The organism is Streptomyces boninensis (assembly GCF_048572725.1).
Lineage (GTDB): Bacteria > Actinomycetota > Actinomycetes > Streptomycetales > Streptomycetaceae > Streptomyces > Streptomyces boninensis.
The window spans coordinates 806,583-829,237 of record NZ_CP183837.1 but is presented as its reverse complement, the minus strand read 5'-3'; the positions used below and the strand labels follow the sequence as shown (position 1 = coordinate 829,237).

General features: G+C 73.2%; 25 protein-coding genes and 1 pseudogene. 16 read left to right on the top strand and 10 right to left on the bottom strand.

Going from position 1 to position 22,655, the window contains the following annotated elements:
• Positions 1 to 2 precede the first annotated feature (2 nt).
• The gene (locus tag ACNNMR_RS03755; RefSeq protein ID WP_419993055.1) at positions 3 to 683 is read right to left on the bottom strand and encodes a pyridoxamine 5'-phosphate oxidase family protein; all 681 of its coding nucleotides are present in this window, start codon (positions 681 to 683) and stop codon (positions 3 to 5) included.
• A 36-nt stretch (positions 684 to 719) separates the two neighbouring features.
• Between ACNNMR_RS03755 and ACNNMR_RS03750 the strand changes: the two genes are divergently transcribed.
• Entirely contained in the window at positions 720 to 2,051 is a 1,332-nt protein-coding gene (locus tag ACNNMR_RS03750) for an aminotransferase class I/II-fold pyridoxal phosphate-dependent enzyme (RefSeq protein ID WP_419993054.1), read from the top strand.
• 97 nt (positions 2,052 to 2,148) lie between these two features.
• Here ACNNMR_RS03750 and ACNNMR_RS03745 read toward each other — a convergent pair whose 3' ends face one another.
• Positions 2,149 to 3,126, bottom strand: a complete 978-nt coding sequence (locus ACNNMR_RS03745; protein WP_419993053.1) for a DMT family transporter — start codon at positions 3,124 to 3,126, stop codon at positions 2,149 to 2,151.
• A 74-nt stretch (positions 3,127 to 3,200) separates the two neighbouring features.
• Between ACNNMR_RS03745 and ACNNMR_RS03740 the strand changes: the two genes are divergently transcribed.
• Entirely contained in the window at positions 3,201 to 4,106 is a 906-nt protein-coding gene (locus tag ACNNMR_RS03740) for a LysR family transcriptional regulator (protein WP_419993052.1), read from the top strand.
• A gap of 8 nt (positions 4,107 to 4,114) precedes the next feature.
• Here ACNNMR_RS03740 and ACNNMR_RS03735 read toward each other — a convergent pair whose 3' ends face one another.
• The gene (locus tag ACNNMR_RS03735; RefSeq protein WP_419993051.1) at positions 4,115 to 4,579 is read right to left on the bottom strand and encodes a pyridoxamine 5'-phosphate oxidase family protein; all 465 of its coding nucleotides are present in this window, start codon (positions 4,577 to 4,579) and stop codon (positions 4,115 to 4,117) included.
• 95 nt (positions 4,580 to 4,674) lie between these two features.
• Here ACNNMR_RS03735 and ACNNMR_RS03730 point away from each other — a divergent pair, with 95 nt between their 5' ends.
• Positions 4,675 to 5,328 carry a cysteine hydrolase gene (locus tag ACNNMR_RS03730; protein ID WP_419993050.1) on the top strand — a complete coding sequence of 218 codons (654 nt, stop codon included), beginning with the start codon at positions 4,675 to 4,677 and terminating at the stop codon, positions 5,326 to 5,328.
• Here ACNNMR_RS03730 and ACNNMR_RS03725 read toward each other — a convergent pair whose 3' ends face one another.
• Positions 5,329 to 5,826, bottom strand: a complete 498-nt coding sequence (locus tag ACNNMR_RS03725; RefSeq protein ID WP_419993049.1) for a Rieske (2Fe-2S) protein — start codon at positions 5,824 to 5,826, stop codon at positions 5,329 to 5,331. It abuts the gene before it with no gap.
• Positions 5,827 to 5,894: 68 nt separating this feature from the next.
• On the bottom strand, positions 5,895 to 6,827 hold the full coding sequence (locus ACNNMR_RS03720) for a zinc-binding dehydrogenase (RefSeq protein WP_419993048.1): 933 nt from the start codon (positions 6,825 to 6,827) through the stop codon (positions 5,895 to 5,897).
• A 101-nt stretch (positions 6,828 to 6,928) separates the two neighbouring features.
• Between ACNNMR_RS03720 and ACNNMR_RS03715 the strand changes: the two genes are divergently transcribed.
• From ACNNMR_RS03715 to ACNNMR_RS03680, 8 genes are all read left to right on the top strand, one after another.
• On the top strand, positions 6,929 to 7,525 hold the full coding sequence (locus ACNNMR_RS03715; protein ID WP_419993047.1) for a TetR/AcrR family transcriptional regulator: 597 nt from the start codon (positions 6,929 to 6,931) through the stop codon (positions 7,523 to 7,525).
• A gap of 23 nt (positions 7,526 to 7,548) precedes the next feature.
• Entirely contained in the window at positions 7,549 to 8,370 is an 822-nt protein-coding gene (locus ACNNMR_RS03710; RefSeq protein WP_419993046.1) for a HipA family kinase, read from the top strand.
• Positions 8,367 to 8,780: a DUF3037 domain-containing protein gene (locus tag ACNNMR_RS03705; RefSeq protein WP_419993045.1), complete on the top strand. Its 414-nt coding sequence runs from the start codon at positions 8,367 to 8,369 to the stop codon at positions 8,778 to 8,780. The genes ACNNMR_RS03710 and ACNNMR_RS03705 overlap by 4 nt, the downstream gene beginning before the upstream one ends.
• A gap of 83 nt (positions 8,781 to 8,863) precedes the next feature.
• Positions 8,864 to 9,625, top strand: coding sequence for a 3-oxoacyl-ACP reductase FabG (gene fabG / locus ACNNMR_RS03700; protein WP_165244217.1), 762 nt, complete (start codon positions 8,864 to 8,866; stop codon positions 9,623 to 9,625).
• A gap of 13 nt (positions 9,626 to 9,638) precedes the next feature.
• Entirely contained in the window at positions 9,639 to 10,391 is a 753-nt protein-coding gene (locus ACNNMR_RS03695) for an SDR family oxidoreductase (RefSeq protein ID WP_419993044.1), read from the top strand.
• Between the two features lie 31 nt (positions 10,392 to 10,422).
• On the top strand, positions 10,423 to 11,082 hold the full coding sequence (gene ung, locus ACNNMR_RS03690; RefSeq protein ID WP_419993043.1) for a uracil-DNA glycosylase: 660 nt from the start codon (positions 10,423 to 10,425) through the stop codon (positions 11,080 to 11,082).
• A complete protein-coding gene (locus ACNNMR_RS03685) occupies positions 11,079 to 11,927 on the top strand; it encodes a class I SAM-dependent methyltransferase (protein WP_419993042.1) in 849 nt (282 codons plus the stop codon). Before ung ends, ACNNMR_RS03685 begins: the two co-directional genes overlap by 4 nt.
• Positions 11,928 to 11,937: 10 nt before the next feature.
• Positions 11,938 to 12,405, top strand: a complete 468-nt coding sequence (locus ACNNMR_RS03680) for a hypothetical protein (RefSeq protein WP_419993041.1) — start codon at positions 11,938 to 11,940, stop codon at positions 12,403 to 12,405.
• Between the two features lie 171 nt (positions 12,406 to 12,576).
• Here the strand turns inward: ACNNMR_RS03680 and ACNNMR_RS03675 are convergent, their stop codons facing one another.
• Both ACNNMR_RS03675 and ACNNMR_RS03670 read right to left on the bottom strand, forming a co-directional pair.
• The gene (locus ACNNMR_RS03675) at positions 12,577 to 13,011 is read right to left on the bottom strand and encodes a hypothetical protein (RefSeq protein WP_419993040.1); all 435 of its coding nucleotides are present in this window, start codon (positions 13,009 to 13,011) and stop codon (positions 12,577 to 12,579) included.
• A gap of 72 nt (positions 13,012 to 13,083) precedes the next feature.
• On the bottom strand, positions 13,084 to 13,653 hold the full coding sequence (locus ACNNMR_RS03670; RefSeq protein WP_419993039.1) for a TetR/AcrR family transcriptional regulator: 570 nt from the start codon (positions 13,651 to 13,653) through the stop codon (positions 13,084 to 13,086).
• Positions 13,654 to 13,726: 73 nt separating this feature from the next.
• On the opposite strand from ACNNMR_RS03670, the gene ACNNMR_RS03665 reads away from it, so the two are divergent.
• Together ACNNMR_RS03665 and ACNNMR_RS03660 are read left to right on the top strand one after the other, a co-directional pair.
• A complete protein-coding gene (locus ACNNMR_RS03665) occupies positions 13,727 to 15,274 on the top strand; it encodes an FAD-dependent monooxygenase (protein WP_419993038.1) in 1,548 nt (515 codons plus the stop codon).
• 21 nt (positions 15,275 to 15,295) lie between these two features.
• A complete protein-coding gene (locus tag ACNNMR_RS03660; RefSeq protein ID WP_420000251.1) occupies positions 15,296 to 16,204 on the top strand; it encodes a Gfo/Idh/MocA family protein in 909 nt (302 codons plus the stop codon).
• Here ACNNMR_RS03660 and lnt read toward each other — a convergent pair.
• Positions 16,146 to 17,669 (bottom strand): apolipoprotein N-acyltransferase, encoded by a 1,524-nt coding sequence (gene lnt / locus ACNNMR_RS03655; RefSeq protein WP_419993037.1) that lies wholly within the window; start codon positions 17,667 to 17,669, stop codon positions 16,146 to 16,148. The genes ACNNMR_RS03660 and lnt overlap by 59 nt on opposite strands.
• A gap of 171 nt (positions 17,670 to 17,840) precedes the next feature.
• Here lnt and ACNNMR_RS03650 point away from each other — a divergent pair, with 171 nt between their 5' ends.
• The 3 genes from ACNNMR_RS03650 (at position 17,841) to ACNNMR_RS03640 (ending at position 21,311) form a co-directional block, all read left to right on the top strand.
• Positions 17,841 to 19,007, top strand: coding sequence for a CapA family protein (locus ACNNMR_RS03650; RefSeq protein ID WP_419993036.1), 1,167 nt, complete (start codon positions 17,841 to 17,843; stop codon positions 19,005 to 19,007).
• 146 nt (positions 19,008 to 19,153) lie between these two features.
• Positions 19,154 to 20,782, top strand: a complete 1,629-nt coding sequence (gene abc-f / locus ACNNMR_RS03645; protein ID WP_420000250.1) for a ribosomal protection-like ABC-F family protein — start codon at positions 19,154 to 19,156, stop codon at positions 20,780 to 20,782.
• Between the two features lie 10 nt (positions 20,783 to 20,792).
• Positions 20,793 to 21,311 carry a hypothetical protein gene (locus ACNNMR_RS03640; protein WP_420000662.1) on the top strand — a complete coding sequence of 173 codons (519 nt, stop codon included), beginning with the start codon at positions 20,793 to 20,795 and terminating at the stop codon, positions 21,309 to 21,311.
• Positions 21,312 to 21,403: 92 nt separating this feature from the next.
• Here ACNNMR_RS03640 and ACNNMR_RS03635 read toward each other — a convergent pair.
• A pseudogene (locus tag ACNNMR_RS03635) lies at positions 21,404 to 21,814 on the bottom strand (SAM-dependent methyltransferase); the annotation flags it as partial.
• Positions 21,760 to 22,566 (bottom strand): SAM-dependent methyltransferase, encoded by an 807-nt coding sequence (locus ACNNMR_RS03630; protein WP_419993035.1) that lies wholly within the window; start codon positions 22,564 to 22,566, stop codon positions 21,760 to 21,762. The gene ACNNMR_RS03630 and the pseudogene ACNNMR_RS03635, both read right to left, overlap by 55 nt.
• Positions 22,567 to 22,655: the final 89 nt, after the last annotated feature.

The following is a 22,655-nucleotide window of genomic DNA, read 5'->3' as shown; positions in this document are numbered from 1 at the left end:
GGTCAGCTCCTGGCGGCGACGAGTTCGGCGATGTGCTGCGGCACCTCGGTGCCGGGGGCGAGGCGGGTGTCGGGCTCGGGGGTGCCATAGACGGTGCGGACCGGGACGACGCCGGCCCAGTAGGGGAGCTCGTAGTCCTCCGGCTCGTCGTTGACGCCGCCGCTGCGGACCTTTGCCGAGACCTCGCTCAGGTCGATGGACAGGACCGCGGTGGCGGCGAGTTCCTTGGCGTTGGCGCCGCGGGCATCCGTGGTGCGGCCGGGGACGATGTACTCGACCAGGGCGTCGAGCGCCTCGCGCCGGCCGGCGTCGCCTATGACGGGGCGGGCGGTGCCGTGGACGACCACCGAGCGGTAGTTGATGGAGTGGTGGAAGCCGGAGCGGGCGAGCACCAGGCCGTCGACATGGGTGACGGTCAGGCACACCGGCAGGCCCGGGTCCTCGGCCTGGCCAGCGGCCCGCAGCGGGCGGGAGCCGGTGGAGCCGTGCACATAGAGCGTCTCGCCGACGCGACCGTAGAGGGTGGGCAGCACGACGGGCGCGCCGTCGCGGACGAAGCCGAGGTGGCAGAGGTAGCCCTCGTCGAGGATCCCGTGCACGAGCTCCTTGTCGTACGACGCGCGCTCCTTGGCCCGGGTGGGGACGGTCCGCTCGGACGGGGCATAGCTGCCGCTGCTGCTCATTGGTGCTCTCCATTGCATTAGTGCATACTGTGCTTTGTGCTAGGAGAGTATCGGATCAGCGGGTCGCGTGCAGCAGACATTGCGGCGGACATTGAGGCGGCGGTGGGTTCGGGCGCGCTGAAGCCCGGGCAAGTGCTGCCGCCCATGCGGGAGTTGGCGGGCGAGCTCGGCGTCAATCCGAACACGGTCGCGGCCGCGTACCGCACGCTGCGGGAGCGGGGGGTGATCGAGACCGCGGGGCGGCGGGGGAGTCGCGTACGGCCGCGGCCTTCGACCACGGCGCGCGAGCAGGTGGTGGTCGAGGCGCCGCCCGGGGTGCGGGACGTGGGGAAGGGGAATCCGGATCCTGCGCTGCTGCCGTCGCTTGCTGACGCGCTGGCGGCCGCGGCGGAGCGGGCCGCGCGGCGGCCGACGCTCTACGGGGACGCGGCACTGACGGAGGAGTTCGCCTCGGCGGTGCGGACCGCCTTCGACGCGGACGGCATCCCGGCGGGCCCGGTGGCGGCGACCGCCGGCTCGCTCGACGCCATCGAACGGCTGCTGGCGGCGCATCTCCGCCCCGGAGACGCCGTCGCCATCGAGGACCCCGGGTGGGGCTCGCTGCTCGACCTGGTGCCGGCGCTCGGTCTGCGCACCGTCCCCGTCGCCCTCGACGACGACGGCCCGCTGCCCGAGGCGACAGAGCGGGCCCTCGCCGCGGGCGCCCGCGCGCTGGTGGTGACCGACCGCGCGCAGAATCCGACGGGTGCGGCGGTGAGCGCGGCCCGCGCGGCGGAGCTGCGCGAGGTGCTGGCGCGGTATCCGCGGGTGCTGCTGATCGAGGACGACCACGGGCACGGGATCGTCGACCTGCCGCTGCACCCGCTCGCGGGCGTGACGGAGCACTGGGCGCTTGTGCGCTCGGCGGCGAAGGCGTACGGCCCCGACCTCCGGGTCGCGGCGCTGACCGGCGACGCGGAGAGCGTGGACCGGCTCTCGGGGCGGCTACGGCTCGGCCCCGGCTGGGTGAGTCATCTCCTGCAGGACGCGCTGGTGCACCTGTGGCGTACGGGCGCGGTGGACGCGGGTGCGGTCGCCGCGGCGTACGCGGCGCGGCGGGACCCGCTGCTTGCGGCGCTTGCCGAGCGGGGGGTGGTGGCGCATGGGCGTAGCGGGATGAATGTGTGGGTGCCGGTGCCGGACGAGACTTCTGCCGTGGCTCGGCTGGTGGCGGCTGGGTGGGCGGTGGCGCCGGGGGCGCGCTTTCGGCTGCGGTCGGGGCCTGCGGTGCGGGCGACGGTGTCGGGGTTGGCCGCGGAGGATCTTGGCCCGCTGGCCGACGCCCTGGCCGCGGCGGCTACGCCGGGGGCGGCGCGGCGCTACGTATAGCCGAGTCGTGCTCGGTGCGAGTGGGTTTGGCGGCTGCGCGAAACGTCCGGGCCCACCCGTCCCGCCCAGCGGGACGCCTGCCCCCGAGAGGGGGGAGTTAAGTGCTGCGGGCTCGTGGCTTTAGCTGCGTCAGGGCGGCGCCTGCCAGGATGATCAGGGCGCCCGCCGGGGTGTTCCACTTCAGGGCCTCGCCCAGGACGGCGACGCCCGCGATCGTGGCGATCAGGGGGACGAAGTACGTCACCATCGTTCCCGTCGTCGGGCCGACCTCGGCCACGATGCCGTACTGGAGCAGGAAGGCGATGCCCGTGCCCAGGGCGCCCAGCGCGAAGATCGCCAGCAGCGGCACCAGCGGGTAGCTGCTCGGCAGCGGCGTGAAGGCCGCCGTCGCGATCACCAATTGCACCGTGCCCAGCAGCAGCTGAGCGCTCGACAGGGCCAGGTTCGAGTGCCCCGTGGCAGCGAGATTGCGGCGGACGTACAGCCAGCCGATCGCGTACGAAGCCGAGGCGCCCAGCGCCATCAGGACGCCCGCGGGATCGTGGCCCGAGAAGCCCTGCCAGGCGCCGAGGACGACCAGGACGCCTGCGAAGCCGATGCCCAGGCCCGCGACCTTGCGGCGCGTCGGGCGGTCCTCCGACAGCGCGACCACCGACAGGGCCATGCCCCACAAGGGCGTCGTGGCGTTGCAGATGCCGGCGAGCGACGACGGGATGGTCTGCTCGGCGTAGGCGAAGAGGGAGAAGGGGAGGGCGTTCAGGAAGAAGGCCGACACCGACAGGTGCGCCCAGACCCTGGGCGTGCGCGGCAGGCGCTCGCGCTTCGCCAGCAGCGCCGCCATGAGTACGGCCGTGCCGAAGACCATCCGCCCGAGCGTCACCTGCAGCGGGGCGTAACCCTCGGTGCCCACCTTGATCAGGAGAAAGCTGAAGCCCCAGATCAGCGAGAGCACCGCGAAGCGGATGCGCCAGTCGACGGAGGGGCGGGGAGCGGGCGCGCCCTGAGCCGGGGAGGCGGGTGGCGGCGCGGGGGCCCGGCGGAACCGGGTCTTCGGGGTGGGGACTGCCGTGGTCATAAGGCTACGGTGACCGGCCACGACCTCTTAGCACAAGCGAGATTTCGTGAGACCTATCGCGTAGCATCGCTTACATGTTGAACCTGGAGCGCCTGCGCACCCTCTCCGCCGTCGCCCGGCACGGCTCGGTCAGCGCGGCGGCCGAGGGGCTGCATGTCACGACGTCCGCCGTCTCGCAGCAGCTCGCCAAGCTGGAGCGGGAGGCCGGGCAGCAGCTGCTGGCCAAGAACGGGCGCGGGGTGCGGCTCACCGACGCGGGCCGGCTGTTGTCGGAGCACGCCGACCGGATCCTGTCGCAGGTCGAGGTCGCCCAGGCGGACCTGGAGGCGCATCGTGGGCAGGCGGTCGGTGAGCTGCGGGCGGCGGCCTTCCCGACCGCGGCGCGCGGGCTGTTCCCGGCGGCGCTGGCGTCGCTGCGGGCGGCGCATCCGCAGCTGCGGGCGCGGCTGCAGGAGATGGAGCCGGACGCGTCCGTGCCGGCGGTGGTGCGCGGCGACGCGGATATCGCCGTGGTGCTCGACTGGTACAACAAGCGGCTGCCGCTGCCGGCCGGTCTCGCGCGCGAGGCGATCCTGGACGACGTGGCGGATGTCGCCGTACCCGCGGATCATCCGCTCGCCGGCCGGTCCGAGGTCGACCTGGAGGACTTCGCCGAGGACGACTGGATCTCCTGGCCGGACGGGGAGTTCTGCCACGACTGGCTGATGTTCACCCTGCGCGGCAAGGGCATCGAGCCGCGGATCGCGCATACGGCGGAGGAGCACCACACGCAGCTGGCGCTGATCGAGGCGGGGCTGGGCGTGGCGGTCACGCCGCGGCTCGGGCGCGGCCCGGTGCCGGAGGGGGTGCGCTGCATCCCCGTGCGCAACACCATGCGGCGGCACATCTACGCCATCTGGCGCTCGGACGCGGACCGCCGCCCGTCCATCCGGGCGGCGATCTCCGCGCTGCAGCTGACGGGCGCTGGTCTCGGTATCTGACGTGCGTCCTAGATCTTGCGGAAGTCCCAGGTCGTGATCGACTCGGGCCGCAGGCGCAGCCATGCGTGGCGTCCGTCGTGGAGCGCCTCGTCGACGCCGAAGTTCTTGCGGAAGAAGAGCGGCTCGATGGCTTCGAGCTCCGGGCAGGGCTCGCCGGTACGCGGGACCTCGCCGACCTGCTCCACGACGCCGGACAGCTCGGCGCCGCGCAGCTCGCCGTACTCGTGGCCGGCGTCCACCACCACCGACACCCGCGGATTCGCCCGCAGATGAGCCCAGCGGCGGCTGCGGGTGATCGAGTACAGCCACAGCGCCTCGCCGTCCCAGGCGTACCAGAGCGGGCTGACGTGCGGGGCTCCGTCCGCGCCGATCGTCGCGACCCGGCAGGTGCGCTGCGCGGCGAGGAAGTCGTCCAGCTCCTCCTGGGTCATCATGATCCGGCGGCCGCGCTTCTGTTGCCGGGTGAGGGGCATGAACGTACCCGCCTTCTCTGCAGTCGGTCGTGACATCTGACTGGGCGTCAGCTAAGCATGTAGCCACTTCGGTCCACGCGACAAGGGGGAACGCCATGCCGTCGGACGACCGCCTGGCCGAGCAGCTCGACCCGGTCACCTGCGTCCTGCTCACCGTGGAGTGCCAGAACGGCGTCGTCGGCGCGGACAGCGCGCTGCCCGAACTGGCCCAGGCCGCCCGGACGTCCGGCGCCCTCGACAATGTGGCGCAGCTCGTCGCGGGCGCGCACGAGACCGGCGTGCAGGTGCTGCACGCCGTCGCCGAGCGCCGCCCGGACGGCCGCGGCGCCAACCGCAATGCCCGGCTCTTCCGCGCCGCCGAACGGCTGCCCGTGCAGCAGCTGTCCGGCACCACCGCGGTCCGCCTCGCGGCGCCCATCCCGCTCGCCGACGAGGACCTCGTGGTCCGGCGGCTGCACGGGCTGTCCCCGATCGCCGGTACGGACGTGGACCCGCTGCTGCGCAACCTCGGCTGCCGCACCCTCGTCGTCACGGGCGTATCCGCGAACGTGGCCATCCCGAACGCCGTCTTCGACGCGGTCAACCTCGGCTATACGGCGGTGGTGCCGGGCGATGCGATAGCGGGGGTGCCCGCCGACTACACGGCTCAGATGGTCCGTAACACGCTCGCGCTGGTCGCGACCGTGACCACCACGCGCGATGTGCTCGCCGCCTGGAAGCGGGCGCCGCGCGGGCAGCCGGCGGGCTGATCAGGCCTGGCGCAGCTTTCCGCCCTCGGCCCGCACCTGCACCTTGTCGAGCGGCTTGGTGGCGGGGCCGTTCTTGACGCTGCCGTCCGCGATCGCGTACTTGCTGCCGTGGCAGGGGCAGTTGATCGTGCCGTCGGCCACCTCGCCGACGGTGCAGCCCTGGTGGGTGCAGACAGCCGAGAAGCCCATGAACTTCCCCTCCTCCGGCTGGGTGATCACGACCTTCGCGTCCTTGAAGACCATGCCGCCGCCGACCGGCACGTCGGCCGCGCTGCCCAGCTGCTTCCCGCCGGAGCCGGGCTCCTCGCTCTTGTCCTCCTCCGGGGCCTCCTCGTCCTGCGGCTTTTCCTCCGGCTCGGTGTCGTTGCCCGAGCCGCCGCCGTTGCCGGAGTCACTGTCCCCACAGGCCGCAAAGGCCGCGGCGAGCCCCGCGGCACCGGCCGCCGCGACGACGGTCCTGCGGGCGGTGACATGCGGGGGTTTGCGGTGGTGCGTCATTGGTGACCTCCTGCGTGGGGACGGTTCACCTCCGGATACGCAGGAGACTTCCGGTGCGTTCAACCGCCTCAGTCGATCTCCAGGACGGCCTTGCCGCGGAGTTGGCCGGCGAGGAGGCGTTCGGCGGGCTCGGCGTACCGGGTCCAGGGACCGCGCCAGGTGATGCCCGGGTCGAGGCGGCCCTCGGCGACCTCGGCGGCCAGCCAGGTCAGGTCGGCGGAGAAGTCGGTGTCCGGCTCGCCGTAGAGGAAGAAGGTGCGGATGGAGCGGTCGTGCCGGCCCTCGTTGCCCTGCAGGGCGGTGTGCGGGAAGACGGAGTCGGCGCCGGAGCTGCGGCCGACGCTCACCAGGGAGCCGTGTGCCTCCACCGCCGCGAAGGCGTCGACCAGTTGGCGGCCGCCGACGTTGTCCAGCACCCCGTACACCGGCCGCCCGACCGCCGCCGGATCGGCCAGCACCTCGTGGGCGCCCAGCTCCCGCAGCTCCTCCGCGCGGGCCGGATCCCGGCTGATCGCCACCACCTCGGCGCCGGCGCGGGCGGCGAGCTGGACCGCGTAGCGGCCGACGCCCCCGGTGGCGCCGGTGATCATGACGCGGCGGGCCACCAGCTGGCCGAGCCGGCGCAGGACGTGCAGGGCGGTGAGCCCTGCGACCGGGATGGTGCTGATCGCGCCGAGGTCCGCGCCGTCCGGGACGACGCCGAGGCGGGTGGCGGGGACCGCGCGCAGCTGCGCCCAGCCGGTGACGCCGACGGTGACGACGCGGGTGCCGGCCGCGGGGCCCGACCCGTCCGCGGCGGCCTTGAGCACGGTGCCGGCCGCGTCCCAGCCGATCACCTCGCCCGCCACGGCGGCCGGATCGTGGGCGGTCTTCACCTCGCCGTAGTTGAGTGAGGCCGCCTCGACCCGTACGAGCGCCTCGTTCGGGGCGGGTATCGGGTCCGGTACGTCGCCGAGGGCGAGGTGGGCCGGGGCGCTGTGGTCGACAACGAGGGCACGCACAGGAGGGTCTCCTCAGTCTCATCTCTCAGAAAGTGCCACAGTGTGGCGTTTGCCTTAACGTAGCACACGCCCCACCGGCGCAATCCGGCTATGCTGGCCCGGTGACCACTCCCCCCTCCCTGCGGGAACGCAAGAAGCAGCGCACCCGGCAGGCACTCGCCGACACCGCCGTCGAGCTCTTCACCGAGCGCGGCTTCGACGGCACGCCGCTGGACGCGCTCCTGGAGCAGGTGGAGGTCTCGCGCCGCACCTTCTTCCGCAACTACCGCTCGAAGGAGGACGTGGCGCTCACCGCCGTAAAGGAGCTGTGGGGCACCTTCCTGGAGTGCCTGGCCGAGCGTGATCGGGAAGGGGGCGGCGGGCGGCTGGCGGATGTATTCCGCGACACGATGCTCGCCACCCTGGAGCGCATGGACGCCGGCTGGTTCCCGCGCTTCTCCGCCACCCTGAAGCTCATCGACGAGTCACCCGCGCTGAACGGCTTCTCGCTGCGGCACTGCGACGAGATCCAGGGCGAGGTCAACCGGCTCCTCAGCCTCCCGGACACCCTGGAGCACCGGCTCGCGCTGGAGTTCTGCGTCGCGGCCTGGCGCTGCGCGTACGGCCAGTGGCTGCCGGAGTGCACGCCGGCCGAGCTGCCGCGGTGCGTACGCGTGGCCTTCGACTCGATGAACGACAGCCTGAACGCGGAGATTTGATCACGCTCGGTTACTATCGGCGCATGCTCAGAGAAGTCACCGCCACCCGCTATGTCACGCCCTTGCGCGAGGGCGGATCGCTGCCCGGGATCGTCGAGGGCGACGATCTCGGCACGTACGTGATGAAGTTCACCGGCGCGGGACAGGGGCGCAAGACGCTCGTCGCCGAGGTGATCTGCGGGGAGCTCGGGCGGCGGCTCGGGCTGCGGGTGCCCGAGCTGGTGCGGATGCAGCTCGATCCGGTGATCGGGCTCGCCGAGCCGGACGAAGAGGTGCAGGACCTGCTGAAGGCGAGCGGCGGGCTGAACCTCGGGATGGACTTCCTGCCCGGCTCGATCGGCTTCGACCCCCTCGCCTTCGAGGTGAGCGCCGAGGAGGCGGGGCAGGTCGTCTGGTTCGACGCGCTGATCAATAACGTCGACCGGTCGTGGCGCAACCCGAATCTGCTGCTCTGGCACCGGAAGCTGTGGCTGATCGACCACGGCGCCACCATGATCTGGCACCACAACTGGCCCGGCGCCGAGGCGGCGGCCGCCAAGCCCTACGACGCCTCCGACCACGTCCTCAGCCCTTTCGCCCCCGACCTCGACGCCGCGGCCGCCGAGCTCGCGCCGCAGGTCACGGAGAAGCTGCTGACCGAGGTCACCGAGCTGGTCCCGGACGAATGGCTGGCCGACGAGCCCGGCTTCGACTCCCCGGACGAGCTGCGCGCCGCGTATGTGCGCACGCTCCTCGCCCGTACGGACATCCGCGATCGCATCACCCTCGGAAAGCCGTCCGAGGACGGCCCGTCGAAGGTGCCCGCCTGGCTGGCCGCCGAGCTGCCGCAGAGGGGGCGCAAGTGAGGGCGCCGGTCAAGCGCGACGTCTTCGAGTACGCGCTGCTGCGCATCGTGCCGCGGGTCGAGCGCGGGGAGTGCATCAACGCCGGGGTGCTCGTCTACAGCCGGGCGAAGTCCCTGGTCGCGGCCCGCACCCACCTGGACGAGCAGCGGCTGCTCGCCCTCGATCCCGAGGCGGATGTCGAGGGCGTACGGGCGGCGCTGCGCGCCGTCGAGGGCGTCTGCTGCGGCGGTACGGGCGCCGGGCAGGCCGCGGGTGACGACGCCGGCCGCCGCTTCCGGTGGCTGATCGCGCCGCGGTCGACCGTGGTCCAGCCCGGGCCCGTACACACCGGACTGACGGACGATCCCGAGGCGGAGGCCGACCGACTGCTGGAGCTACTCGTGCGTAGCCCCACCGCCACCCGGCGTTGACAGGGCGCGGCCGGACTTCTAGCGTCACCTCTGCGGAGCGTACTAAGCGGTTGCTCACCATCCAGGGCGAGGAGAGAAGCAGCATGTCCACCACGGAACAGCGGGTCGCGATCGTCACCGGCGCGGCCAGGGGAATCGGCGCCGCCACGGCCGTCCGGCTGGCGGAAGAGGGCCGGGCCGTGGCCGTACTCGACCTCGACGAGGCGGCCTGCAAGGACACCGTCGAGAAGATCACCGCGGCGGGCGGCAAGGCCATCGCCGTCGGCTGTGACGTATCCGACAGCGCGCAGGTCGAGGCGGCCGTCGCGCGCGTCGCGGCCGAGCTCGGCGCGCCGACCGTGCTGGTGAACAACGCCGGCGTGCTCCGCGACAACCTGCTGTTCAAGATGAGCGCCGACGACTGGGACACGGTCATGAACGTGCACCTGCGCGGCGCCTTCCTGATGTCCAAGGCCTGCCAGAAGCACATGGTCGACGCCGGCTTCGGCCGCATCGTCAACCTCTCCTCGTCCTCGGCGCTGGGCAACCGCGGCCAGGTCAACTACTCGGCGGCCAAGGCCGGTCTGCAGGGCTTCACCAAGACCCTCGCCAAGGAGCTCGGCAAGTTCGGCGTCACCGCCAACTCCGTCGCGCCGGGCTTCATCGTGACCGAGATGACCAAGGCCACCGCCGAGCGCGTCGGCATGGGCTTCGAGGACTTCCAGGCCGCCGCCGCCACCCAGATCCCGGTGCAGCGCGTCGGCCGTCCCGAGGACATCGCCAACGCCATCGCCTTCTTCACGGGCGAGCAGGCCGGCTTCGTCTCCGGCCAGGTCATGTACGTCGCCGGCGGACCGCTGAACTGAAGGGGATACGACGATGACTGAGCTCAGCGGAAAGGTCGCGCTCATCACGGGCGCCAGCCGCGGCATCGGCTACGGCGTCGCCGAGGCGCTGGTCGCCCGCGGCGACAAGGTGGCCATCACGGGCCGTAACGAGGACGCCCTCAAGGAGGCCGTCGAGCGGCTCGGCGCCGACCGGGCCATCGGCATCCCCGGCAAGGCGCACGACGAGGCGCACCAGGCGGCGGCCGTCGAGCGCACCATGGAGGCGTTCGGCCGGGTCGACTTCCTGGTCAACAACGCGGGCACCAATCCGGTGTTCGGCCCGATCGCGGACGTGGACCTGGCGGTGGCCCGCAAGGTCTTCGAGACGAACGTGATCTCGGCGCTCGGCTTCGCCCAGCAGACCTGGAAGGCGTGGCAGTCGGAGCACGGCGGCGCGATCGTCAACATCGCCTCGGTGGCGGGCGTGAGCGCCTCGCCGTTCGTGGGCGTCTACGGCGTCAGCAAGGCCGCGATGATCAACCTGACGGAGCAGCTGGCGCACGAGTTCGCGCCGCGCGTCCGGGTGAACGCGATCGCGCCCGCGGTGGTGAAGACCAAGTTCGCGACGGCGCTTTACGAGGGCCGCGAGGAGGAGGTCGCGAGCCGCTATCCGATGGGCCGGCTGGGCGTGCCCGCGGACATCGGGGCCGCGGCCGCGTACTTCACCTCGGACGGCGCGGAGTGGATCACCGGGCAGACGCTGGTGGCGGACGGCGGGCTGTTCCTCAACGCCGGGGTTGCATAGCGCTGTCAGTGGTGTCGCATAGGGTTTCCGCATGCTGCCGGAATCCTGGATGCCCGTGCTCGGCGCGGAGCTCGAGAAGCCGTATTTCAAGGAGCTCACCGAGTTCGTGGCGGAAGAGCGCTCCCGCGGGCCGGTCTATCCGCCCCGCGAGGAGGTCTTCGCCGCCCTCGACGCCACGCCGTATGACGACGTGAAGGTGCTCATCCTCGGCCAGGACCCGTATCACGGCGAGGGGCAGGGCCACGGCCTGTGCTTCTCGGTCCGGCCGGGGGTGCGCATCCCGCCGTCGCTGCGGAATATCTACAAGGAGCTGCACGCCGACCTGGGCGTGCCGGTGCCGGACCATGGCTATCTGATGCCCTGGGCGCAGCAGGGCGTCCTGCTGCTGAACGCGGTGCTGACCGTCCGCGCCGGTGAGGCGAACTCGCACAAGGGGCAGGGCTGGGAGCGCTTCACCGACGCGGTGATCCATGCGGTGGCGCGGCGCCAGGACCCGGCGGTCTTCGTCCTCTGGGGCAATTACGCGAAGAAGAAGCTCGGCCTGATCGACACCGAGCGGCATGTGGCGGTGCAGGGCGCGCATCCGTCGCCGCTGTCGGCGAAGAAGTTCCACGGCTCGCGGCCCTTCTCGCAGATCGACAAGGCCATCGCGGCGCAGGGGCACCCGCCGGTCGACTGGCGGATCCCGTGACGGCCGCCGCGGAGCCGCGCCCGCCCGAGGGCTTCGACCGCGACGTACTCGCCTATTACGAGCAGGGCAAGGAGGACGGGCGGCTGCGCGCCGAGACCCATGCCGGCTCCCGGCTGGAGTTCTATCGCACCCAGGATGTGCTGCGCCGGGTGCTGCCCGCGGCGCCGGCCCGGGTGCTCGACGTGGGTGGCGGCAGCGGCGTGCATGCCGAGTGGCTGGCGGAGGACGGATACGCCGTCGACCTCGTCGACCCCGTGCCGCTGCACGTCGAGCAGGCGTCGCGGCTGGACGGGGTGACGGCTTGGGTGGGCGACGCGCGGCAGCTTGATGTGGCCGATGCGGCGTACGACGCCGTGCTTGCCCTCGGGCCGCTGTATCACCTGCCCGCGCGGGCGGACCGGGTGCGGGTGTTGGCGGAGGCGCGGCGGGCCGTACGTCCTGGGGGTGTGGTCGCGGCGGCGGCGATCAGCCGGTATGCGGCGCTGCACGACAATCTGCTGACGGGCAATTACTTCAACCCCGACACGCGCGAGATGATCGACAGCGCCACCGGGGACGGGCTGCTGTCCGCCAAGCGGCTGTTCACCACCGCGTATCTCCATGACCCCGCGGAGCTGGAGCCGGAATTCCGGGAGGCCGGGTTCGGGGAGGTCGTAGTGCGGGGGCTGGAGGGGGCTGCCTGGCTGATGCGGGACATACAGGAGCACCTCGATCACCCGGAGCGGCGGGCCTTGGTGCTTGACGCGCTGCGCGCGGTCGAGACCGCGCCTTCGCTGCTCGGCGTCAGCGGACACATCCTGGCCGCGTCCGTACGCCTCACCGAAAGCGGCCCCGTCGGCGGCTAGCGTCGTACCCGTGCGCGATGAAGCGGAAGCCGAGGCCGGGCCCGGGGCCGGAATGCCGATGCGGATCGGGCAGGCGGTGATGCTGCACCGGGGCGGGGACCGCGCGATGGCGCGGGAGCGGCTCGGTGGGCTGTGGGCCGAGCTCGGGGCGGACGGGGATGCGGTGCAGCAGTGCCTGCTGGCCTACTACCTCGCCGGGGTGCAGGACGATGCGCATGACGCGCTCGCCTGGGACCTGCGGGCGCTGCAGGCGGCTCGCGGGGCGGCGGACGAGTCCGCGGTGCGTGGCTTCTACCCGGCACTGTATCTGCGGCTGGCCGCGGACTATGCGCGGCTGGGGCGGATTGCGGAGGCGCGGCGGGAGCTGGCGGAGGCGCGGGTGGCCGCGGGCCGGGCCGGGGACGGCGACTTCGCGGCCGGGGTGCGGGCGGGGATCGGGCGGTTGGCGGCGCGGCTGGAGGGGATGGCGCCGTCGTAGCGGGCGGGGTCCGGCGGCGGTAGGAGCGGCCTGGCGCTGCTGGTGCTGCTGGCGCTGCCGGCCCGGCCGGTCCGGCTGGCTCTGCTGGCTCGCCCATTGCGCGCGTCCCCCCGGCCGGCTCGCCCATCGCGCGCTGCCCTCCGCGCGTTCGCGCACATCGAGCCCGCGCGCCTACCGCGCCGAAGTCCCGTACGCATCCCGGCAGATCCGCGCCTGATCGCTGTCCGCCGGCCAGCCCCCGTACTCCCGCCCCAGCGTGCAGATATCGGCGCGGGCCGCCGGCGGATCGGACTGGCGCGGCGCCGGAGCCGGTGCCGTGTCGGAGGGTGTCCGCCTGGGGGCCGCGTGCTCCGGAGCGGGGGAGGCGGCCCGTTCCGGAGCCGCGGAGCGCGGGGTGGGGGAGCGGCGCGGGGCCGGGCCGACCGTGGCGATGGACTCGCGGCCGGGGCCCGGCAGCACCTGCGGGTGGGGCAGCTCACCGGCGGCGGGCCGGGGACGCGAGGCGTCCGGCGCCGGGACGGGCCCCGGCTTGGCGGCGACGCACCCGGTGGCGACGGCGGCGACGGCCGCGGCGCAGAGCAGCGCGGCTGCGGGCTTTGAGTGCACGCGGTAACACTGCGGTGAAATCGGGCACTTGGGAATTCCCCGCAGGGGTGAGCCAAAGGGCGCCGGGTTTACTCACGGCAGCATGCCGCGCAGCAGCTCCTCCGCCCGCTCCCGCAGCTCCCGGCGCGTCACGCGCTCGCCGTGGTACGAGCCCGCCGCGCAGGTGAAGAGGATCCCGTCGCACCACGCCACCAGCGACAGCGCCTGCCGCGCAGGATCCGCGGCACCGGCGGAGCGCAGCATCGCCTCGGTCATCTCACGGAAGAGCCGGCCCGCGCGGTCGTAGATCGCGCGCAGCTCCGGGCGCCGGGTGGCCTCCAGCGCCAGCTCGTATCGCGCCACCATCAGGTCCCGGTGCCCCGTCAGCGAGCGATGCAGGGCGAGGGCGAGCGCGTCGGCGAGGGCGGTCACGCCGCCGTCGCCGGCGGGGAGTTCGCTGACGGCGAGCACCCGGCCCTCGCGGACAGCGAGGCGGTGTACGGCCAGTTCGAGGAGGGCGGCGCGGCTGCGGGCGACGTTCGAGGTGGCGCCCGCGGGCAGGCCCGCCTGCTCGTCCACGGCGCGGTGGGTGAGGCCGCGCATGCCGCGCTCGGCGAGGAGGGCGAGCGCGGCGTCGGCGACGGCTTCCTGGCGGGGGTTCATGGGGTGATCTTAGCCGAGTGTACTACATCTGTAGTACGGTGACACTACGGATGTAGTGAGGGGGAGCGGGATCATGAGCGAATCAGCACCGCACGCCGTCGTCATCGGCGCGGGCATCGGCGGCCTCACCGCCGCGATCGCACTGCACCGCGCGGGCTGGCGGGTGACGGTCGCCGAACGCGCCGCGTCGCTGCGGCCGGTGGGCGCGGGCATCGCCGTCGCGCCCAACGGCCAGCGCGCCCTCGACGCGCTCGGCCTCGGCGACACCGTCCGCGACCGCGCGGCCTGGCACGGCAGCGGCGGCCTGCGCACCGCCGGCGGCCGCTGGCTGGCCCGTACGGACACCGCCGCCGCGGAGGAACGCTTCGGCGGCGGCATCGCCATGCTGCATCGCGCGGAGCTGGTGGATCTGCTCGCGGGCGAACTTCCCGCGGGGCTGGTCAGAACGGGGACGCCCGCCCGGCTCGTCGATGCGGGCTCGGCGGATCGGCGGGCGGTGGTCGAGCTGGGCGGCGAGGTCGGCGAGGCCGACGAGAGCGACGTGGTTGGCATGGCCGACGTGGCCGAAGTGAGCAGCGTGGCCGGAGTGAGTCGCGAGGGCGGCGTGGCCAGAGCGAGTGACGTGGCTGGAGTGAGCGGCGAGGGCAGCGTGGCCGGGGGGAGCGGCACGGCCGGGGTGAGCGGCGAGGGCGGCGTGGCCAGAGCGAGTGACGCGGCCAGGGCGAGTGACGCGGCCGGGGGCAGCGGCGAGGCCAGCGTGGCCGGGGCGAGCGGCCAGTCCGGCATCGACCCCGCGCCCGCCGCCGCCGTGGCTGCCGCCGCGCCCGACGCCGTCGTACGCCTCGAAGCCGACCTCGTCATCGCCGCCGACGGCGTCAACTCCGCCGTCCGCACCCACCTCTTCCCCGACCACCCCGCCCCGGCCTACGCCGGCTTCACCGCCTGGCGCATCGTCGTACCGGCCCCGAAGCAGCGCTTCGAGCCGCACGAGACCTGGGGCAGGGGCGAATTGTGGGGCAGCCAGCCACTCAAGGACGGGCGGGTGTACGCGTACGGCACCGCCGCCGTCACCGCGGGTGGCCGGGCGCGCGACGACGAGCGGCAGGAGTTGCTGCGCCGCTTCGGCGCCTGGCACGCCCCGATCCCCGAACTGATCGCCGCCGCCCGCCCCGACGAGGTGCTGCGCCACGACATCCGCTACCTGCGCACCCCGCTCCCCGCCTACCACCACGGCCGCACCGCGCTGCTCGGCGACGCCGCGCACGCCATGCCCCCGAGCCTCGGCCAGGGCGGCAACCAGGCGCTCGAAGACGCCGTCGTCCTCGCACACCACGTGACGGGCGGCGCCGAGCTCCCCGACGCCCTCGCCGCCTACTCCCGCGACCGCGTCCCGCGCACCCAGGCAATCGTGCGCCGCTCCGCGCAGGCCGGCCGCCTCACCACCGTCCGCGCCGCCCCCGCCGTCGCGCTCCGCAACGCCCTCACCGCCGCCGTCGCCCGCCTCGGCCCCGGCGTGATGCTCCGCAGCATGGACGGCATCGCCGTCTGGAAGCCGCCCAGCTCCCGCGCCGAAGGCGCCCCGTATGCTGCCAGCTCACGGCGGAACGGCTCAGGAGGCTGACGTATGGCGGGCGGCAACGCGCTGCGGGTGGGGATCATCGGTCTCGGGGACATCGCGCGGAAGGCCTATCTCCCCGTGCTCACCGCCCTGCCCGGCCTGGTGCCGCACCTGATGACCCGCACCAGGGCGACCCTCGACGAGATCGGCGACACGTACCGCATTCCGGCCGCACACCGCCACACCACCATCGAGGACCTCCTCGCCACTGGCCTCGACGCCGCCTTCGTGCATGCCGCCACCGCCGCCCACCCCGAGCTGGTCACGGCGCTGCTGGAGGCCGGCGTCCCGACCTACGTGGACAAGCCGATCGCGAGCCAACTCGCCGACTCCGAGCGGCTGGCCCGTCTCGCCGAGGACCGCGGCGTGTCCCTCATGGTCGGCTTCAATCGCCGCTACGCCCCCGGTTACGCGCAGTGCCTGGAACACGCCCGCGACCTGATCATCCTGCAGAAGAACCGCGTCGGCCTCCCCGAGGACCCGCGCAGCTTCATCGTCGACGACTTCATCCACGTGGCCGACACCCTCCGCTTCCTCGCCCCGGGCCCGGTCGAGCACATCGACGTGCGCTCCCGCGTACGCGACGGACTGCTGCACCAGGTCGTGCTCACCCTCTCCGGCGACGGCTTCACCGCCATCGGCGCCATGAACCGCATGTCGGGCTCCACCGAGGAGATCCTCGAGGTCTCCGGCGCCGACACCAAGCGCGAGATCCGCAATCTCGCCGAGATCATCGACCACAAGGGCCAGCCCAGCGTCCGCCGCCGCGGCGACTGGGTGCCGGTGGCCCGGCAGCGCGGGCTGGAGCAGGCGGTGCTCGCCTTCCTCGATGCCGTACGGGCGGGGAAGGTGCTGAGCGCGGCGGACGCGCTGGTCACTCATGAGCTGTGCGAGCGGGTCGTACGGTCGGTCCAGGAGCCGCCCGCCCTCTGAAGGCGCGCACTCCCTCCGCCGCGCAGAAGACCGCGACCGCGGCCAGCGCCAGGCCCACCGGCCAGTCGCCGTAGCGGACATACGGGCTGGTGCCGGAGCCGCGCGGCACGTCGTACACGGCCGCGGCGCTCGCGTCCGTGCCCAGCCAGGCGCCCGCCTTGGCCCCGTCCGGGCCGTACGCCGCGCTGACCCCCGTGAGTGTGGCGTGCACCATCGGGCGCCAGGTCTCGGCGGCGCGCAGGGCGGCGAGTGAGGCGTGCTGCTGCGGGGCCCAGCTGTCCTGGAAGGTGGAGGTCGCGGACTGGGCGATCAGCAGGTCGGCGCCTTCGCCGGCCAGGTGGCGGCTCATGTCCGGGAAGGCGGACTCGAAGCACACCAGCGGCCCGGTCTTGAGCCCGTCCGCGAGCGGCATCACCACGGGGGCCTCGCCGCGCCTGCGGTCCTCGCCCGCCGCCTTGCCGACGGAGGTGGCCCAGCCGAGGAGCTTCCTGGCGGGCACGTACTCGCCGAAGGGGACGAGGCGCTGCTTGTCGTAACGGCCGCGGATCTTCGCGTCCGGGCCGACCAGCACCGAGCTCTTGTATATGCCGGGCTGGTCGGAGCGGCGGGCGTCGACATTGACGAGGAGCTCCGCGCCCGTCTCCCGCGCCAGCGCGCCGAGGCGGCGGCGGAAGTCCGGGCGGGCGGCCAGGTCGGCGCCGACGCTGGACTCGCCCCAGACGACCAAGTCGAGGTCGCGACCGGCGAGTTCGCGGGTCAGCCGCTCGCTGCGGTCGAAGCGTGCCTCGTAGCCGCGCACCACGCCCGGCTGCACGACGGCGATACGGGCCGTGCCCGCGTCGCCGGGCCGCGGCGCCCACACCCACGCGGAGGAGACCGCGACGGCCCCGCCCGCGAGCGCGACCGCGGCGGCGATACGGGCCCGGCGCCCCGAAGCGGCGAGCACCAGCAGCGTGTTGGCGGCCAGCACCAGGAACCCCACCAGCCACACCCCGCCCAGCGACGCCAGCCGCAGCGCCGCGGGCACCTGCCACTGGCTCGCGCCCATCAGCCCCCACGGCCCGCCGAGGTACTCCCACGAGCGGGCCAGCTCGACGAGCAGCCACCCGGATGGCACCAGCACGACCGCGGCGACGGCGCGCCAAGGACCCGGTTCGCCGCGCAGCAGCCGGTGGGCGAGCCAGCCCCAGGGCACCCAAAGCGCGCCGAGCAAGGCGCCGATGAGCAGGATGAACACGTGCAGGCTCGGCAGCAGCCAGTGATGCACGGCGATCATGAAGCCGGTCCCGCCGCACCACCCGAGCAGCATCGCCTGCCGCGGCGTGCCGGCCGCCCGTATGAGAAGCAGCAGCGGCACCACGGCGGCATAGGCCAGCCACCACAGCCCGGGGGCCGGGAAGGCGAGGGCGGGCAGCGCGCCCGCGGCGAAGGCGGCGAGCCGCCACTTCACGTGCTGCCGGGTCATGGCCACCACCCTTCGTGCTGGTGGCCAGTGTGCGGCAGCGGCGCTTCGGATCACAGGGGGGCGGGGGTTTGAAGACAGGTTCGAAGCGGTGCGGCGGGAGGTGCTCCATCAGGGGGAATGGGCCGCGTCGGGCAGTCGTACTAATCGTTCGGGGCGGCAGTCTTGGATGGCATGAGGGACGGCGGACGGATGGCGGCCACGGCCGCGGCGAGCATCACCGCCATCGCCGCGGGCATTGCGCTCATCAGCTCCGCGGCGGGGGCGCCGTCCCGGGGTCTCGCCCCTGAGCGGCCGGTGCCCGTGCCCGCGGACCACCATCGCTTCACGCTGCTCGCGACCGGCGACATCATTCCGTACCCGTCGATCATGGCTCAGGCGAAGGCCGACGGTGGCGGGGCCTATGACTTCCGGCCGATTTTCGAGGGGGTACGGCCGGTGGTGGAGGACGCGGACATCGCGCTCTGCCACCTGGAGACGACCTTCGCGCCGGAGGCCGGACCCTTCGCCGGCTACCCGGACTTCGCCTCGCCACCGCAGCTCGCCACCGCCCTCCGCGACACCGGCTACGACGGCTGCTCGACCGCCTCCAACCACGCGCTCGACCAGGGCACCGGCGGCATCGACCGCACCCTCGTGGCGCTCGACGACGCCGGCGTCAAGCACGCGGGCACCGGCCGCAGCAAGGACGAGGCCGCCCAGCCCGCGCTGCTGCGGGCGGGCGGCGCGCGCGTCGCGCAGCTGTCGTACACGCTGCACACCAACGACAAGACCCCGCCGCCGAGCCGCCCCTGGTCGGTGAACCTTCTCGACACCGGCCGGATCGTCGCGGACGCCCGCGTCGCGCGGCGATCGGGCGCCGACCTGGTCGTGGTCAGCGTGCACTGGGGCACCGAGTGGCAGCAGGCGCCGGACCGGACGCAGCTCGTGGTGGCGGACCGCCTCACCAAGGCCCGTACGAAGGCAGGGCGCAAGGCGATCGACCTGGTCATCGGGACGCACAACCACACCCCGCAGCCGTACGAGAAGGTCAACGGCACCTGGGTCGTCTACGGGCTCGGCGACCAGGTCGCCAGCTTCGGCCCGGAGAAGGAGCTGGGCAATGACGGCTCGGCCGCCCGCTTCACCTTCACGCCGCGGGGGAGGGGGTGGCGGGTCACGAACGCGGAGTACCTGCCGCAGCACGCCGACACCGGGCCGCCCTTCCGCGTCGGGTTTGCGACGCCGGACGCGTACCCCGAGGCCAGGGACCGGATCAGGGCCGGGGTGCTGAGCCGGGGCGCGGAGGGTGACGGACTCCACGAGGCCGCCCCGGGAAACCGACTGGAAGACGAGACGTAACGTCTTGTACAGTGGAGGCATGCGTCACTACTTCTTTCTCTGAGCACGGGCCCGGCCGCGCTAGCCGCGCCGCGGTCACGCACGCCCGTATTGCCTCCTTCTGAGCCTCAGGGAAAGAACCCATGCGCGAACGCGCCCATACCACCATGCCCGCCGCCGTCGCCCAGCTGTCCGTAAAGGACGCCGCCAAGGCCTACGGCACCCGCGCCGTCCTCGACCAGGTCACCTTCACCGTCCGCCCCGGCGAGCGGGCCGCCGTGATCGGCGAGAACGGCTCCGGCAAGTCCACGCTGCTCAAGCTGCTCGCCGGCGTCGAGCAGCCGGACTCCGGCGAGGTCACCGTCGCCTTCCCCGGCGGCGTCGGCCATCTCGCCCAGACCCTCGGCCTCGACCCGGCCTGCACCGTCCAGGACGCCATCGACCTGGCCCTCGCCGACCTGCGCGCCATGGAGCGCGAGCTGCGCGCCGCGGAGGCCTCGCTCGGCGAGGCCGACGACGCCGCGCTGGCCGCGTACGGCGACCTGCTCAGCGCGTACGAGGCCCGCGGCGGCTACACCGCCGACGCCCGCGTCGACGCCGCCATGCACGGGCTCGGCCTCGCCCACATCACCCGCGACCGCACCCTCGGCACGCTCTCCGGCGGCGAGGAGTCGCGGCTCGCGCTCGCCTGCGTGCTGGCGGCGGCGCCCGAGCTGCTGCTGCTCGACGAGCCGACGAACCACCTCGACGCGGCGGCCGTGCGCTGGCTCGAGGACCACCTGCGCGGCCACCACGGCACCGTCGTCGCGGTCACCCACGACCGCGGCTTCCTGGAGGGCATCGCCACGACGATTCTCGAAGTCGACCGCGATACGCGGTCGGTCGCGCGCTACGGGGACGGGTGGGCCGGCTATCGCACCGCGAAGGCCGCGGAGCGGCGGCGGCGCGAGCAGGACCACCAGGAGTGGGTGGACGAGCTCGCCCGTACGGAGGCCCTCGTCGAGGCCGCGGGGCAGCGCCTCGCCGGCACCGGCAAGGACCCGCGGCAGGGCTTCGGCAAGCACCGCCGCTCAAGCGAGAACAAGCTGGGCGGGCAGGTGCGCGCGGCCCGTGAACGCCTGGAGGAACTCCGCCGGAACCCGGTGGCCGCGCCGCCGGAGCCGCTGCGCTTCACGGCGGGGCTCGCGACCGCGGGCGGCGAAGGGCCGGTGGCCGAGCTCGCCGACGTCGTGGTGGGGGACCGGCTGCGCATCGGCGGCCTGGTGATCGGCCCCGGGCGGCGGCTGCTGGTCAACGGGCCCAACGGCGCGGGCAAGACCACCCTGCTCCGGCTGCTGGCCGGGGACCTGGAGCCGGACGCGGGCACCGTACGCAGGACACCCCGGATCGGCTATCTCGCGCAGGAGCTCGCCCCGGCCGCCTCACGGCTGCCGCTGCTCTCGGCGTACGCGTCCGGCCGCCCCGGTCCGCCGGAGGAGCACGCGGACGAGCTGCTCGCGCTGGGCCTCTTCCGCGAGGAGGACCTGCGGGTGCCAGTGTCGGGGCTGTCCATCGGCCAGCGGCGGCGGCTCGAACTCGCGCGGCTCGTCACCCGCCCCGCCGACCTGCTGATCCTGGACGAGCCGACCAACCACATCGCGCTCGACCTCGTGGAGCAGCTGGAGGAGGCGCTGGCCGGATACGCGGGCGCCGTGGTCGCGGTCTCGCATGACCGCGGCTTTCGTGAGCGGTTCGCGGGCGACCGGATCGAGCTGCTGAAGGGAGAGGTGCAGGGCGCGCCACTGATGATCGCCTAGGATCCGTCGCATGCCCGAGGCCTTGCTGATCACCGGCACCGTCGGCGCCGGAAAGACATCCGTCGCCGACGCGGCCGGTGACCTGCTCACCGGTGCGGGCGTGCCGCATGCCGTCATGGACCTCGACTGGCTGTGCCGGGCGTGGCTGCGACCGGAGGACGACCCGTTCAACTTCGAGCTGCTGCTGCGGAATCTGACCTGCGTGACCCGGAACTACGTGGCCGCTGGCGCGGATCGCCTGCTCCTCGCGGGCGTGGTCGAGTCCGTCGCGGACCGGGACCGCTATCGCGAGGCGCTGGGCATGGACCTGCGCGTGTGCAGGCTGCGCGTCGCGCTGCCCGAGGTGCGCCGCCGGCTCCGCGACCGCCACCAGGACGATCCGGACGGGCTGCGCTGGCACCTCGACCGCTCGGGCGAGCTCGACGCGATCCTGGAGCGGGCGGGGGTCGCGGACTTCACGGTGGACGTGACGTCGGAGTCCGTACCCGAGGTCGCGGCCAGGGTGCTGACGGCCGCGGGATACGCCTGAGAGCTGTCAGGACTTTCGCGCCACCAGCCCGTACTGCGGTACCTCCGGTGCCTCTTGCCAGAGTTCGAGGCCTTTATGGCCGGGAGGGCGGTTTCGTCTGCGAGGTCGAGGGGGCCGTGTGCCATGACGAGGTGGCTGCCCGGGGGCATGGCGTCGATCAGCGTGCGGAGGATGTGAGCGGCCTCCTCGTCCGTGAAGAAGTGCACGACGCTCAGCAGCATCACGGCCAGCGGCCGGTCCAGGTCGAGCGTCTGCCCGGCGGCTCGGAGGACCTGATCCAGGTCGCGGGCGTCGGCGAGGACGAGGGGGTCGTTGTCGACGTAGACGATGCGCGACGTCGCCGAGGCGGCGGTCGACCTAGTAGTGGTCCTTGCCGCCGAGCCAGTAGTTCCAGATGCGGGTGTTGTGGGGGACGTTGGGGTCCACGGTCTCGTTGTCCGGCACCGCGCTATGCCTTCCGGGCCAGCAGGCCGTATTGCGGCACCGGCGGGGCCTGCGTCCACAGGCCCTCGGGACGCCAGTTGGTGACCGATACGATGCCCGGGTCGAGCAGTTCGAGGCCGTCCAGCCATGCGGCCAGCTCGTGCTTGGAGCGGCCGTGCAGCGGCGTCGTGGTGCTGGCGTTCCACGTGTCGACCACGTCCTGGTCGCGCTCGCCCTCGAGGTCGAACGTGCCGTGCGCCATCGCCAGATAGCTGCCGGACGGGACGGCGTCCACGAGCGTACGGACGATCCGCGCCGCCTCGTCGTCGTCGAAGAAGTGCACGATGCTCAGCAGCATGAGGGCGACCGGCCGCTCGAAGTCGAGCGTCCGCGCGGCCTCCTGCAGCACCTTCTCCGGCTCGCCGGCGTCCGCGTGCACGTACTGCGTGGCGCCCTCCGGGGTGGAGGTGAGCAGGGCGCGGGCGTGGGCGAGGACGAGGGGGTCGTTGTCGACGTAGACGATGCGCGACTCCGGGGCGACGCGCTGGGCGACCTCGTGGGTGTTGTCCGCGGTGGGCAGACCGGTGCCGATGTCGAGGAACTGGCGGATGCCCAGCGGCCCTGCGAGGTGCTCCACAGTGTGCTTCAGGAACTCGCGGGTGCCGCGCGCGATCAGCTTGACCGCCGGGAGCATCTCGGCCACCTGGTCGCCGAGCCTGCGGTCCGCCTCGTAGTTGTCCTTGCCGCCGAGGAGGTAGTTCCAGACGCGGGCGTTGTGGGGGACGTTGGGGTCCACGCTCTCGTTGTCGGTCACGTGGTCATCATGCCGCATCCGATCAAATGTGCGCAGGGAGACCGGGGTGGCGTGCGGCAGTCGGCGACCGGGGGAGCGTGAGGTGGTGTCGGTCACCTCCGCTGCCT

What these genes read in the sequence shown, in the direction of transcription:
- ACNNMR_RS03755 (WP_419993055.1), bottom strand. Translation starts at nt 683, where the DNA reads ATGAGCAGCAGCGGCAGCTATGCCCCGTCCGAGCGGACCGTCCCCACC.
- ACNNMR_RS03745 (WP_419993053.1), bottom strand. Translation starts at nt 3,126, where the DNA reads ATGACCACGGCAGTCCCCACCCCGAAGACCCGGTTCCGCCGGGCCCCC.
- ACNNMR_RS03740 (WP_419993052.1), top strand. Translation starts at nt 3,201, where the DNA reads ATGTTGAACCTGGAGCGCCTGCGCACCCTCTCCGCCGTCGCCCGGCAC.
- ACNNMR_RS03735 (WP_419993051.1), bottom strand. Translation starts at nt 4,579, where the DNA reads ATGCCCCTCACCCGGCAACAGAAGCGCGGCCGCCGGATCATGATGACC.
- ACNNMR_RS03730 (WP_419993050.1), top strand. Translation starts at nt 4,675, where the DNA reads ATGCCGTCGGACGACCGCCTGGCCGAGCAGCTCGACCCGGTCACCTGC.
- ACNNMR_RS03725 (WP_419993049.1), bottom strand. Translation starts at nt 5,826, where the DNA reads ATGACGCACCACCGCAAACCCCCGCATGTCACCGCCCGCAGGACCGTC.
- ACNNMR_RS03710 (WP_419993046.1), top strand. Translation starts at nt 7,549, where the DNA reads ATGCTCAGAGAAGTCACCGCCACCCGCTATGTCACGCCCTTGCGCGAG.
- fabG (WP_165244217.1), top strand. Translation starts at nt 8,864, where the DNA reads ATGTCCACCACGGAACAGCGGGTCGCGATCGTCACCGGCGCGGCCAGG.
- ACNNMR_RS03695 (WP_419993044.1), top strand. Translation starts at nt 9,639, where the DNA reads ATGACTGAGCTCAGCGGAAAGGTCGCGCTCATCACGGGCGCCAGCCGC.
- ung (WP_419993043.1), top strand. Translation starts at nt 10,423, where the DNA reads ATGCTGCCGGAATCCTGGATGCCCGTGCTCGGCGCGGAGCTCGAGAAG.
- ACNNMR_RS03670 (WP_419993039.1), bottom strand. Translation starts at nt 13,653, where the DNA reads ATGAACCCCCGCCAGGAAGCCGTCGCCGACGCCGCGCTCGCCCTCCTC.
- ACNNMR_RS03665 (WP_419993038.1), top strand. Translation starts at nt 13,727, where the DNA reads ATGAGCGAATCAGCACCGCACGCCGTCGTCATCGGCGCGGGCATCGGC.
- lnt (WP_419993037.1), bottom strand. Translation starts at nt 17,669, where the DNA reads ATGACCCGGCAGCACGTGAAGTGGCGGCTCGCCGCCTTCGCCGCGGGC.
- ACNNMR_RS03650 (WP_419993036.1), top strand. Translation starts at nt 17,841, where the DNA reads ATGAGGGACGGCGGACGGATGGCGGCCACGGCCGCGGCGAGCATCACC.
- abc-f (WP_420000250.1), top strand. Translation starts at nt 19,154, where the DNA reads ATGCCCGCCGCCGTCGCCCAGCTGTCCGTAAAGGACGCCGCCAAGGCC.
- ACNNMR_RS03640 (WP_420000662.1), top strand. Translation starts at nt 20,793, where the DNA reads ATGCCCGAGGCCTTGCTGATCACCGGCACCGTCGGCGCCGGAAAGACA.
- ACNNMR_RS03630 (WP_419993035.1), bottom strand. Translation starts at nt 22,566, where the DNA reads ATGCGGCATGATGACCACGTGACCGACAACGAGAGCGTGGACCCCAAC.